This window comes from Rhodospirillaceae bacterium (assembly GCA_002728255.1).
Taxonomy (GTDB): Bacteria; Pseudomonadota; Alphaproteobacteria; order UBA7887; family UBA7887.
Genome location: PBWV01000028.1, coordinates 53,295 through 66,059, shown reverse-complemented (window position 1 = coordinate 66,059; position 12,765 = coordinate 53,295). Strand labels below are relative to the sequence as shown.

At 46.0% G+C, this 12,765-nt stretch carries 13 protein-coding genes and 1 pseudogene; 3 read left to right on the top strand and 11 right to left on the bottom strand.

Annotated elements, in window-relative coordinates; genetic code table 11:
* The 11 genes and pseudogenes from CMM32_07855 to CMM32_07805 form a co-directional block, all read right to left on the bottom strand.
* Positions 1-831: hypothetical protein (locus CMM32_07855; protein ID MBT06812.1), on the bottom strand; the 831-nt coding region annotated here is incomplete at its 3' end.
* 152 nt (positions 832-983) lie between these two features.
* Positions 984-1,493, bottom strand: coding sequence for an aromatic-ring-hydroxylating dioxygenase subunit beta (locus tag CMM32_07850; GenBank protein MBT06811.1), 510 nt, complete (start codon positions 1,491-1,493; stop codon positions 984-986).
* 24 nt (positions 1,494-1,517) lie between these two features.
* Complete coding sequence (locus CMM32_07845; GenBank protein MBT06810.1) at positions 1,518-2,831, bottom strand: ribosomal subunit interface protein; 1,314 nt, start codon at positions 2,829-2,831, stop codon at positions 1,518-1,520.
* A gap of 194 nt (positions 2,832-3,025) precedes the next feature.
* A complete protein-coding gene (locus CMM32_07840; GenBank protein ID MBT06809.1) occupies positions 3,026-3,241 on the bottom strand; it encodes a hypothetical protein in 216 nt (71 codons plus the stop codon).
* A gap of 58 nt (positions 3,242-3,299) precedes the next feature.
* Positions 3,300-4,970, bottom strand: coding sequence for a benzoylformate decarboxylase (locus tag CMM32_07835; protein ID MBT06808.1), 1,671 nt, complete (start codon positions 4,968-4,970; stop codon positions 3,300-3,302).
* 120 nt (positions 4,971-5,090) lie between these two features.
* A pseudogene (locus CMM32_07830) lies at positions 5,091-5,606 on the bottom strand (hypothetical protein).
* Positions 5,607-5,615: 9 nt separating this feature from the next.
* A complete protein-coding gene (locus tag CMM32_07825; protein ID MBT06807.1) occupies positions 5,616-5,966 on the bottom strand; it encodes a hypothetical protein in 351 nt (116 codons plus the stop codon).
* A gap of 82 nt (positions 5,967-6,048) precedes the next feature.
* Positions 6,049-7,131 carry a pyridoxal 4-dehydrogenase gene (locus tag CMM32_07820; protein ID MBT06806.1) on the bottom strand — a complete coding sequence of 361 codons (1,083 nt, stop codon included), beginning with the start codon at positions 7,129-7,131 and terminating at the stop codon, positions 6,049-6,051.
* Positions 7,132-7,221: 90 nt separating this feature from the next.
* Entirely contained in the window at positions 7,222-8,088 is an 867-nt protein-coding gene (locus CMM32_07815) for a sulfurtransferase (protein MBT06805.1), read from the bottom strand.
* A gap of 62 nt (positions 8,089-8,150) precedes the next feature.
* Positions 8,151-8,552: a hypothetical protein gene (locus CMM32_07810; protein ID MBT06804.1), complete on the bottom strand. Its 402-nt coding sequence runs from the start codon at positions 8,550-8,552 to the stop codon at positions 8,151-8,153.
* A gap of 66 nt (positions 8,553-8,618) precedes the next feature.
* Positions 8,619-9,392: an oxidoreductase gene (locus CMM32_07805; protein ID MBT06803.1), complete on the bottom strand. Its 774-nt coding sequence runs from the start codon at positions 9,390-9,392 to the stop codon at positions 8,619-8,621.
* A 186-nt stretch (positions 9,393-9,578) separates the two neighbouring features.
* Between CMM32_07805 and CMM32_07800 the strand changes: the two genes are divergently transcribed.
* From CMM32_07800 to CMM32_07790, 3 genes are all read left to right on the top strand, one after another.
* Entirely contained in the window at positions 9,579-10,934 is a 1,356-nt protein-coding gene (locus CMM32_07800) for an ABC transporter substrate-binding protein (GenBank protein ID MBT06802.1), read from the top strand.
* 136 nt (positions 10,935-11,070) lie between these two features.
* The gene (locus tag CMM32_07795; GenBank protein ID MBT06801.1) at positions 11,071-12,174 is read left to right on the top strand and encodes a C4-dicarboxylate ABC transporter; all 1,104 of its coding nucleotides are present in this window, start codon (positions 11,071-11,073) and stop codon (positions 12,172-12,174) included.
* 84 nt (positions 12,175-12,258) lie between these two features.
* Positions 12,259-12,744 carry a YajQ family cyclic di-GMP-binding protein gene (locus CMM32_07790; GenBank protein MBT06800.1) on the top strand — a complete coding sequence of 162 codons (486 nt, stop codon included), beginning with the start codon at positions 12,259-12,261 and terminating at the stop codon, positions 12,742-12,744.
* Positions 12,745-12,765: the final 21 nt, after the last annotated feature.

The window sequence follows — 12,765 nt, the reverse complement described above, 5'->3', positions numbered from 1 at the left end:
TAGGTCTTGGTTATCTAACCTTAAGTTATATTGTTCATTAAAATAATTAAGCACTTCCTTTATCGTGTCAAATCTTCCGTCGTGCATATAGGGAGCACTTATGGAAAGATCGCGCAGAGTGGGAGTGTCAAGGGCCAGGCCTGTCCCCACATCATGTTTCTTACCGTCAATAAAATATCTCTTCGGATCATGACAAGTCGCACAAGACAGCTCCGAGTTTCCGGGAAAAGGTCTAGTAAAAATTAACTCTCCCCTTTTGGCAGCAATCGATGCATTCTCCTGTAAAGACCCGTTTCCCATTATCATATTATTTGTAAGAAAATTTAGACTCTCCTCATACGCCACCAGCGCATCAAGAGTTAGATTAGTAGGTTCCATGCCACCGAATTCCTCCACAATCACGAACCTGGTGAACTCCCTTAAACTAGCAAAATTACCNGCTCGGGAATAAGGTTCNGTATGCCGCGCNCCAAAAATACTTGGAACGTTTACTGGATTAAATGTTCCATCTTCATAAATCGTCAATGCGCGATTTGTTATATCTATAGTNCCAGGTTTCCCTGACAAGCCTTCTACAAATAATATCTGAGTCGTTCCTCCATCCGGATGGCAGGAGTCACAGCTAAGAGGAATGGCAAATGATCTCGAAGGCGACAGCAATGTTTCACTCTTAAAGGCCAATTCGCCCAGCATGACCAACACGCTTTTGTCCGAATCGAAGTTTCTTGTTAGCAGTGAGACGGGCTTTCCATGATCTAAGGAAATCGGGCTGGCCAATAGATCCTCGCTGAAAGCCAGAAGGAGAAAAAAAACTTTTACCCAGTTCCGCAATAAATCCTCACCAAAGAAAATGACTTATTCAACAAAAGNAGATTCCTTTTTCTCAGCGACTAGATTGGTGTGACATTAGAAAAAATTCCTGCTACCTGGAGAGTGATATAGAGGAAGAATTCCCGCTATCTGTCATTCTTGTTTAACAATGGCTATACCCAAACCTGCATTACGTAATCAAAGGGACCTTCAACATTTACCAAATCTACTCTTTGAAGGATTATTTTATAACCTGAACCCGAATTTCTTAGTTGATGGGTATATTTTCCACCAAAATACCGTTGATCGTCTAAACGATATTCGACCATATGGAACCGCGAAGTTACAAGAACTTCACCTGANCTTTCATCTTCATGTTGGATCATTACATTTGAAACAACATGACTAGTGCGGTGCCCTGCGGTCTGCGAGTGGGCATAAGGATGTTCGACACGCCGAATGCGCATGCTCATCAAATGATAATCTTCATAAAAAATATTTGGCTGTCCTTCCCCTGTCTCTTGTTCGCCGGATGCCGGCATCCAGTAAATACCTTCCTCGCCAAAGAGATCCAGCCATTCTTCCCAGCGACGTTCATCAAGAACCTCCGCCTGCAAATACAGGAAATTCTCTATCTCACGTTGGGTTTTATCGGAAACCTGTAGACTATTATGTTTGGACATAAAATATTGAATCCCCTTATAGTTTTACGCCGACATATATTTCTTCCAAGCAGCAAACATATTTCTCATCGGCTGTTCGCTCATTCCTGTTACAGAAGTAGTTACCCCTCCATTANTCGGATCCTGTCCATAGTTTCTATGAAAACTCACCCAATCGCCCCCACCTTGAAGGGAAAGNCCATCTTGGCATGCTCTAAAATTATTCAAGTCATCCGCATTCACCATGGTTGATGGCGAGTTCACATGATAATAATAAGCGAGGGATCGCTCATAGACCCCTTCTGGCACACCCTTAAGCTTAAAATGCCANATTTCGGTTAAGGTTTTGTCCGCGGCGAGAGGCCTAACCGCTCTCAATTGTTGCAGCGCTGGCTGCACCGATAAACAAGGATAAACCAAAACATGGTGCACATTGGTAGATAGTATTTCCTCCATCCGCTCCGCACCATATGCTTCTTCTAGCACGGCTTCGTGAGCCAAAGTTATGGGGTCACGCGGCCTCAGCCCCATATAGCCAGCTAGCACGGTATGTCCATGAGGGTAACCGATTGTATCAAGTGAATCCCACTTCTCGTAAGGCAAGGTAAANTCAGCCAGGAATTGATAGCCAATTGGAGGTTCTTGGCCTGTCTTTTGTTTAAAAACTTGTTGCTGCTGGGCCGCCGCATCTCCGGTGGAATGATGAGTAATCGAAGGATGCACAGCGTCTAATTGATTCTCCAAAAAGATTTTCCAATTAGAGTGTTGAATAATACGAAAACAGTTCATCACAATCTNACACTCTCCCTCGGGAGAGCGATTGCAAATATCGTCAAAAGCAGCCCTGCCACCCGAACCCAACCATTCGTCCAGGCTTTCGCCCTCATCCGATAAACTAGCAAAAACAAAGCCCCGATANGTAGCTTGGCGTGCCGCCCTTTTCATCTGCAGCTGAGGATCCTTCAAATCAATAATCCCCTCATACCCCTGTTTCATTGGCATATTTCGCAGACTTCCATCCAAATTAAACTGCCAGGCGTGGTATGGGCAACGAAATGCTTTGCGCGCGTTTCCATGCAAATTATTACAAATGAGGGTACCTCTATGGGGACACCGGTTATACAATACGTGCACTTGGGNATCTTCACTTCTACATAAGATAACCCTCTCGCGACCAATCCAAGTTGTCCAATAGTCACCTGGATTAGGAACTTGGCTTTCATGCCCTACGTAAATCCATGATTTATAGAATATCTTGTTAAGTTCTTGCTCAAAAACCCCCTCGTCTGAATAACAGGCCTTGTGAACTCGTTCCGGAGAAACAAGCGAGGAAAAATCCTTATACCCCTCCAAACTCATGATTTCCTCCCGTAAGAAACAACACAATATTTGTGCAGCCCAACCTGCCGCATATTATCTAGAAACATCATCATATTACCCACTATTCTGGAACAAAATCGTACTCACCAACACCCTGTATTATCAAAAATCTACACGCCTCCCCCTTTAATCCCATGACACGATGTGGTTGCCCACACGGAATTTTCAACGTATCACCTTTTTCCAATGTCGTTGCTGATGCGNGCATACGTGTTTCTATACACATTGCTCCATCCATACAAAAAAAATTGGTCATTTACATCGGTATGCTTGTGCCAGGGAACCTCATCACCAGAAGCAAGAGTAAGAATTGATANCCNCAGCCCGGCAGTCTCTGCAATTCGTTCATACCTCTCAATTTTGTATGGCAATTCTTCAGTCTGGAGCATCTAAAAATCCTATTGGGTTATGATAATTCGAGACCCATAATAAATTAAACAACTCTGTCTAAAACCTACCTGAGTCCACTGTCACACTAATAAGATTTGGGCCACTGGTATTATTCAATGCATCTTCTAAAGCAGGGACTAGTTCACTGTGGTCAACCACCCGAACTGATGGAACTCCTACGGAATTGGCTAAACCAACAAAATCCACAGCAGGCTCCTTAAAGTCCATACCGATAAAGTTTTCATTCCCATGAAAAGAAAACAATCTCTCCTTAATTATGCGATATCCACCGTTATCACAAATCACATAATTGACTGGTAACTTCTGATTAGCAGCTGTCCAAAGAGCTTGAATGGAATACATAGAACTACCGTCACCAATTATAGCTATGAGCGGTTTTTCAGGATGCGCCGCTTGAACTCCACACGCGGCAGGAACACCCCATCCGATCCCCCCACTTGCCATACCAAACAAAGAGCTCGAGGTCCGATATGGCAAAAGCGACATTAAGGCTCTACTACTAATAATACCTTCATCCACGATGATGGTTTCTTCTGGCATTGTGTCAACGATCTTCATTACCATCCACGCTGGATCGATAGCTCCAGTTTGCGGTGCGGCGGTCAGTTCTTTGACCATAACTTCCCTCTTGGCCGACCAATTCTTTGAACTTAGTTTATTCAAACTCTCATCCGCTTTAGACTTTTGNTCGGCTCCACCCCGTTCCATTAATTTTGGATTCAACGCTTTCAAAGTCTCTTTAACATCAGCACGTATCGCAAGCTCAGTCGGGAAATTTTTTCCCATTTCCCAATCACGTTGTCCTATTTGTACAATTTTCATCCCCTCCGGCAGAGGTTCTACCGACGACCACACCGACATGCGTAAAACATCAGCTCCAAGAACAATTAAAAGGTCGTATGGTGAGAGAACGTCCCTCACCTGTTGCTGATCNCGACTTAAGGCNCCCATAAATCCAGGATGCTCTGACAGAAAATGGGCGCCATATTGCACGGTCTGTTGATAAACGGGACACCCAATAATACTCGCAAACTCTGCCGCCTCTTGAAGAGCATCATCCGTGGCAAGTTCATGTCCTGCGACAATGACCGGATTGCTTGCGCTCAAAATCCGTTCGGCGGTCTTCTCCAAGGTAGAATCAATTGGCCTAACCTTAGTGTCAACGCGCGTGCGCGCACCCAACTCCAAGGCCCCCTCCTCATTTAGGATGTCACCAGGAAGTGAGATAAACACGGGCCCCGTTGGAGGCGTCATAGCTACCTTTGCCGCCCGCCGCACAATTCGCGGCAAATCTTCAAATCGTGTAACTTCCACCGCCCATTTAACTAGAGGTTGCGCAATCGGCACCAACGGATCGTAAAGCAAAGGTTCCGTGAGCCCATGTCCTTGCTCCTGTTGGCCAGCGGTTATAATTATCGGAGTATTTGCAAACTTTGCCGCATAAATAGCCCCCATGGCATTACCAAGACCTGGCGCCACGTGCACGTTACAAGCAGAAAGTTTACCGGAGGAACGCGAATATCCCTCGGCCATATAGACAACTAGCGACTCCTGCATACTCATCATATAGTTTAAGTCTGGATGTTCCGTAAGGGCATCCATTATGGGTAACTCAGTGGTACCGGGATTACCAAAAAGGTGGGTTATTCCTTCGTCTTTGAGCAACGAAAGGAAAGCCGAGCGGCCCGTGATAGTATTGAGACTCATGTGGTACTCCAAAACTTTATGAAGAGGCTCCCGCTATTATTGATGGATTTGCGCTTATTTGAAAGCCCAACATTAGAAAGATTATGAAACACCGACGACAAGAATTTTCAAAAACTCCTATCAACCAGGANCACTGANNAGACTCCAGTATACGTCCTTNCAGATATCCAAATCGTTCAATAACAGTTTACTTCTTGGATCTCCTGTCTCTTCGAAANTTTTCCTAACCTCTTGTTTATATNGTTCAATAATTGGACCCACCTCTCCCATAANTTCTTCAACTGTNATCTCNAAACCACTCNAGGGCGCCCAGTCATTAACGATTGTNTCAATAAGCTGANTAGTTTTNGCTCTAACGTTTTCATTCTCCTGNTCAAACTCTGGGNTNCCCTCGAACAGTTTGACGCTGACAAACCCAACTGCAACGCATCTCTTCCCNATGTCGTAGTTCANACCTTCNGAAGGATTCTNAATTAAAATTTCNCGTAGTGGTTTGANGCCACTCTCCTNNGCAACAGTGCTTAAGAAATTATTGNGACCAAACAAGCCNCCACTTCCGCNCCCNCCAGGGTCGCGAGNGNACTTAGAGAATCCATCGCCNGACATTAAGAAAACAATTGCTANAAATACTTTCATGGAAATCNATTACTCCAGTGGAATAAANATAGAATGGCGTGTCATTCCATTCACCGCTCGAGANANATGACCTTTCCCAGAAGTATCTTCCACCAGAAAAACCTCGCCAGCGTTGATGACCCGCACCTCCCCATCACTTGCCGTGACCTGCACAGCAGCGTCAAGGTTAATTATATACTGACGCCTGGGGGCTGGGTGCCAGTCCAGATAATAATCACCAGATGTTTTCCTGAAGATTATGCCCGTAGCGGAAAACCTGTCAGAAAGTTGACCATAACCCATATCTTTGACCCACTCAATTTCCATATCGCGAAAGTGAGATTCACCCTTGTCATCAACGTATATATTGTGGATGTGCACCTAGATCTCTCCTTGCGTTTGTTTGCAGCCAGATTCCCAGTAGAGTAGTTCTACAACTAACGTATATCAGCAAGATATTAATTTAATGAGCCTGCACAGATTGTGGTAATGGAGCTAATTCCGAAATTAGGCGCTCGTTTTTGAGTTCCTCCCAAAAATCATCGGGAATAGGAGTCAACAAATAATTAAAATTGGCTTCGACTTCCGAGGGCGTTTTAGAACCTGGCACCGAGGAAGTTACGCATTCGTGGCCAAAGGGGAATTGTAGAGCAGCTGCGGCCAGCGAAATATCATACCGCTGGCAAATAGAATCAATAGCGCGGGCTTTCTCAAGAATCTCCGAAGACGCCTCGCTATAATCATATCTGGCTCCCTTTATAGGACCCGTAGCCGATATACCAGAATTGAATGGAGCCGCGATGATGACACTGGCGCCTTCCGTTTTACAAAGAGGCAGCATATCATCAATTGCACTTTGGTCGAGCAAGGTATAGCGACCCGCCAGCATCATACAATCGAAATTACCAGCTCGCAAAAAGCGAGAACATGAAGCAGCGTCGTTCAGACCGCAGCCAATTGCCCTAATGATACCTGCACTGCGGAGTTCATCGAGAGCGACATAAGCCCCCTCCATAGCTTCACGAAAATAACGATCTACTAACTCAGGTTCTTCATGGGTAAAGAGGTCAACATCGTGGATAAACGCAATGTCGATACTCGCCAAGCCTAAGCGCTGATACGAATCTTCAATAGATCGCATCGTACCTTCATAACTATAATCAAAGGTTGGCACAAACGGCAGNCCCCCATACCTATAATCACTCGGTTTAGGTGTTTCNCTTCGTAACGGGCTAAGCACNCGCCCAATTTTAGTGGACACNACGAATTTTTCCCGGTCGACTTGGCNCATCACCTGACCTAAGCGATGTTCAGCACGCCCATACCCATAATANGGTGCAGTGTCGAAGTAGGTAATACCCGAACTAAGCGAAGCGTGGATAGTGGCAAGTGCCTCATCTTCCGGACTCGACTCTAACCACGGATCGCTCTCGCCGCGCGGTTGGAAGCCACCCAACTGCCCGGTTCCCAAGCCAAGAACTGTCAGNTCCAAGTCTGTATTTCCTAGTTTTCTAGTCTTCATGTTACTAATGGTGGTCCTTCCCATCCCAGNCCTAACGAACCCAGCGCCAGGCTNTCGGTCTTAAGAAATCATTTGTAATAAACGACAGTTTATTTCTAATGGATCTAATCTTTTTCATCCTGTTTCCATCGGGAGGCTGAGGTCATTGGCCCACTCCGACATAGATGCATCATACACCGCCACATTAGTTTTTCCCAAAAGGGTNAAAATAAAAGCATCACTGGACGCGGCNATGCCCCCACCACAATAAATCACCACTTTATCNGCATCTAAAGCACCNGCCTCTTGAAAAAGACTTTTAAGCTCGGCAAGGGGCCGATAGGCNTTGGTTTTTGGATCGAGCAGAGATACTNCCGGCACGTTGCANCTGCCNGGNATCCGACCTGGNCGACCATNATNTANAGTCTCAGANCCNTTATGNAGNGTCTCTCGTAANGCNTTTATAATGCATACTTTATTGTTTTCTAAATCAGATAGCACCTCCTCTTTCCCACAGAACAAACCCATCCGCGCTTGCGGAGAAGAGAGAGTTGCAGCCGGATAGGGAGTAATCTCACTCGTTGTTGGCCGACCCTCGGCCTCCCATTTATCGATACCACCATCCAGCACCGACGCTCGGTCGAAACCAATTGCCCGCATCATCCACCACACCCGGGTAGCCCATTGGATGTTGTCTCGGCTATACAGAACGACATTGCTGCTATCCTCAACCCCCGCGGCCCCAAGAGCAGCCGATAGCGTTGGCGGTGACGGCATCATAAAATTGAATGACGCTCCAGGATCCGATAAATTCTCCACTAAATCTAAAAAATTTGCACCTGGAATATGACTTTCTTCAAAAGAGGCGCGGCCACTTTCCACTCGGTATATACGAGGAGGATCTGGCTTTAGCCACGTCGTGCAATCGTACAACCGGAGATTTTGATCACCCAGAAGTGGCTCCAACTCGTCCGCCTGAATCAAAAAGCGTGATACTGACATTTTTTATCCCCCTAACGCTACAATAGTTAAAATTCCGCTTTCATATGGAGAGCAGATCTTGGTTATCTTTTTTCGAAAAGCAAACGAATGTCAGCCGGAACCTCGTCTTTATTGTACTTTGTACCGTCCACCCAAGTGCCATTTCTCCAAGACCCTTCCCAAACCTCGCCATGCCAAAACCACATCGTTCCATCACCATCCATTTGGCCCTTTTTCCATTGCCCTATGTACTTGTCCCCAGCGATGTTAGAGCTCGTGCCATGCCCGTGGTATCTTCCATACTGAAATTCCCCGTAATAATGAAAAGCGTCTTCATGCTCATACACGCCTATACAGTTGTGCCAACTATTAGGATCAAAAATCCCTGGGCATTNGGAANGACCNGCTGCATTCGCTGGCATAATAAGAGCAAGGATACATGAAAAATAGAATATAACTGCGACGTTTTGCACGTTAGAACCCATGCTGTTCATAAGTTCCAGTGGGCTTCGGGTGTGCCCAGAACTGTATACTCACTTTAATGGCATGGTCTACCACTTCTCTTTCCAGGGACGGAGTGCAATTTCAAAAGCCCAGGTTGANCTATGCTGTCTATGTAAGTGGAGATATGTCTCCGCAATTTGATCTGGATCAGCCAGACTATCATCTACATCCGCACCGACCCTACGATGAGCTCGACTACCATCTTTCTGACGCCAACCAATGGCCGCATCGATTGGGACTTGGGCTATATGAATTCCCTGCGGCATTAGTTCACGAGCCAAGCTTTGGGCAAGACCTGTTTTGGCGTGGCACGTCATGGCGAAAGCACCACTCCGGGGATACCCTTTCATCCCTGCACTCGCGTTTGTAAAAATAATGGTTCCAAGAGCCCCCTCCTCATTGGGCTCGCTTTCCAACATACCCATGGCAGCTTTTTGAGCTACCAGAAAGGCGCTAAGTGCACCATTGGCCACGGTTTGCACAACTATATTGGGGTCCGCTTCGGTCACTCCTTTGCCAAAAATCTCTGGAACACGCCCATCAATGTTATGCACCACAAGACGAGGATGGCCGTGATCCTTTCCAACAGATTCAAATAAATTAGCTACAGAATCAGGCTGCGAAGCATCACACTGATATCGACTAATTCCAATTTCATTTTCCAGCTCTTTTAACACGGTTTTGTCTGGCGTTCGGGCTGCTACGGCCACAGTCATTCCCTCACGACGAAATAATCGTGCACAGCTCGCACTAATACCGGGACCACCCCCCACTATTANTGCAACTTCACTCTTTTTCGCTCCACCCCCCGAACTCGCCATTTTTAACTCCANTTTTAAATCAGTCAGAAAAACCAAGATTGTCACTAAGTTAAGTACCGGAACAAGAACCAACCATCAAGTTAAGCAGCATACGGAAAAAATTATACCCAGAACATCCGGTATTGCAGGTTCTCCTCTATTCTGTTCCACTTGTACTACTAGATNTTTGAACAAGAAATTGCGCTCATGACAAAGATCAGAGGATTATCAAGGCGAAGGTTCAATCAAACGGCGGCTGGCGCTGCTGCTCTAATGGGCTTCCCATACATAAAGAGTGCATCATCTGCGGGAAAACTTTCTATCGGAACAATTGATCATTGGATTCCCGGAAACAACGCTGTTCTGAGGGAAATTTGTGAGCAGTGGGGCGCAGATAACGGTGTAGAGGTAACTGTCGACTTCATCACCGTCATTGGCGGAAAATTAGTGCTAACTGCACAGGCTGAGTCCCGTGCACAAATTGGCCACGATATACTCCTGATGGGAGGCTGGAGCCTTTCTATGTTTTTAAATAAACTAGAACCTATTAATGACGTCGTGGAAGATATCGTTGCCGAATATGGCCCCTTTGCTGACTATGCTCATGCCGCAGGATACCTAGATGGAAAATGGCTTGGATCTCCCTCTCCCACCAGTTCGGTAAGTTGGCCCCTATTATCTCGACTGGATTATTTCCAGGACTACGCGGGTATTGATTTACAAAAAATTTTTCCAGGACACAGCGAACGAGAAGCATCTCTAGTGGAGTCCTGGGATTACGAACTTTTTCTTACCGCGGCTCAAAAACTTCACGCGGCAGGACATTCCTTTGGCGCCGCTTTATCAGGCGGGGGAAATGATTCGAACCAATTTCTGGCCGCCCTATTTGCCGCCTACGGAGCTTCCATGATCAATGAGTCCGGTGACATTTCTGTAGACTCCGATGCAACCCGTGAAGTACTCGAATATATGTCACGTTTAGCGCAATATATGCCGGACGNGGTCTACGCGTGGGACGATGGTTCTAATAATCGGCACATGATTTCTGGCGTGGGCTCAACTACATGCAATCCTCCTAGTCCGTGGGCAGTCGCAAAGCGCGATGCCCCGCACGTCGCTGAGAAAATGTGGGCTCATGATAACCCCAGAGGGCCCGCAGGTAGGTTTCGAACTGTAAGTCCAGCCTTCTGGGCCTTATGGAATTTTTCAAACAACATTCCCGCCGCTAAGGCTTTACTGAGATACGTATCGACAAAGGACGTGTCTGACAAAATGGTCCTAGCTTCACAAGGATATGATATCCCTACGGTAATCTCCCACTATCAAAACAACGATTATTGGACAAATGCCGCCCCCCCCACAGGGGTTCTTTATAATTATCCAGGTCGTGGTGATGAGAAACAAATAATTGCGGGTTACCCGGCTCCACCTCAAGCGGCTGCTCTAGTTTATGCCCAAACCCTTCTCCCAAACTTGGTCGCCCGGGTCACTCAAGGGGGAGAGTCCTTTGATGATGCCATTAATTGGGCGGCAAATGAAGCAGAGGTTGTTTTGCGGGGATAGATTGCCCTCAAGACACCCATTCCAGGTACAAGCGCAACTTTGATAAGTAAAACTTCTAAGACTTCTTTTAATAACTATCACAATTACTACGTACAGGTACGCACAAATATTTGAACCAACACTGGGGAATAAATCAATGGGAAAATCTGCGGCTATCGCGGCAATTGGTGTTTTAGCGGGGCTCATACTTGGTGTTTTTGTACTTTCACCTGGCGCAGTTTCAAACAAGTCTTCTGAAATAGCTACGGTACAAGATGGTTCAGAAGTNGCGAAACCGATACGCTGGAAAATGGCCAGCAGCTATTCTGGAAACCTAATTGTGCTTGGCACTCAAGGACATGCCGTCGAAGACCGGATTCGAACCCTATCGAATGGGACCATGGAACTCAAATATTTTGACGCTGGCGCACTTGTTCCAGCTCTGGAAGTTTTCGATGCCGTATCAACAGGAGCAGTGAACGCCGGCTGGACTGGGTCCGGTTATTGGGCCGGAAAAATTCCCGCACTACAATTTTTTACGGCGGTTCCATTCGGTCCTAGCGCGGGCGAGGTTATGGCCTGGATGTACTATGGCGGGGGCCTAGAATTAATGCAGGAATTATATGCCCGACACAATATTTTCTCACAACCTTGCACTCTTCTTTCCCCAGAGGGATCTGGGTGGTTTACCAAGGAAATTAAAACCGTTGAAGATCTTAAAGGGCTTAAGATGCGCTTCTTTGGCCTCGGTGCCAAAGTGCTTGAAAAATTAGGTGTCTCAACCCAATTGCTAGCCGCTGGAGATATATTTCCAGCTCTTGAGCTTGGCACAATTGATGCGGCAGAATTTTCTATGCCGGCTATCGACCTTGACCTAGGATTTTATCAAGTTGCAAAACATTACTATTTTCCTGGATGGCACCAGCCCACCAGCATGATTGAATTAATGATTAATTTAGATGATTGGAATAGTTTAAATTCTACCCAACAGCAAATAATTACCTCGGTATGCAAAGAAAGCATCCTCCAGACTTTCGCACAAGGTGAGGCTATTCAATTTCCCGCCCTCCAGGCACTTGAATCTAAAGGTGTGACCGTTCATCGTTGGAGTCCAGATATCCTAGACGCGCTGGAAAGTGCTTGGATGGAAGTTGTAGAGGAGGAATCCGAAAAAGACGCTGATTTTGCCCGCGTATGGGCGGCACTCAGTGACTTTCGGGCTAATTACAAGATTTGGGGTGACTTGGGATATCTTGACTAGAAGGGCATTGTGAAGATCAATAATTTGACAACATTATGAATAAATCATACGAAGCAAAACACCGTAAGATGAAAGGACCTGCGTATGCCCAGTTTTGATATTGTTTCCCGCACTGATCTTGTTGAGGTCGGCAATGCAGTTCAAAGTGCGACCCGAGAGATTGGAACACGGTATGACTTTAAAGGGAGTAAGTGTTCCATTGACCATTCTGATACAATTTTGACGCTTAATGCAGACGATGACTTTAAACTGAAACAAGTCTCGGAATTACTAAAAGGGCATATGGGAAAACGTAAGGTAAATATTTCTGCCTTTGACTTTGGAGAACCCGAAAAAGCCTCAGGAAATAGTGTAAGGCAGTCTGTCACTATTAAACAGGGAATTGACAGAGACCTAGCTCAACAGATCGTCAAGGCTGTAAAGGGCTCTAAGCTAAAGGTTCAAACCGCTATACAAGGGGATGAACTTCGCGTTACCGGGAAAAAACGGGATGATCTTCAAGATGTGATAACTCTTATCAAAGAGCTTAAAATCAGGCATCCCCTGCAGTATATCAATTTCCGAGACTAGCCCTCACAAAATTGTTGGGTT

Coding starts and splice junctions, on each gene's coding strand:
- CMM32_07790 (MBT06800.1), top strand. CDS start 12,259: ATGCCCAGTTTTGATATTGTTTCCCGCACTGATCTTGTTGAGGTCGGC.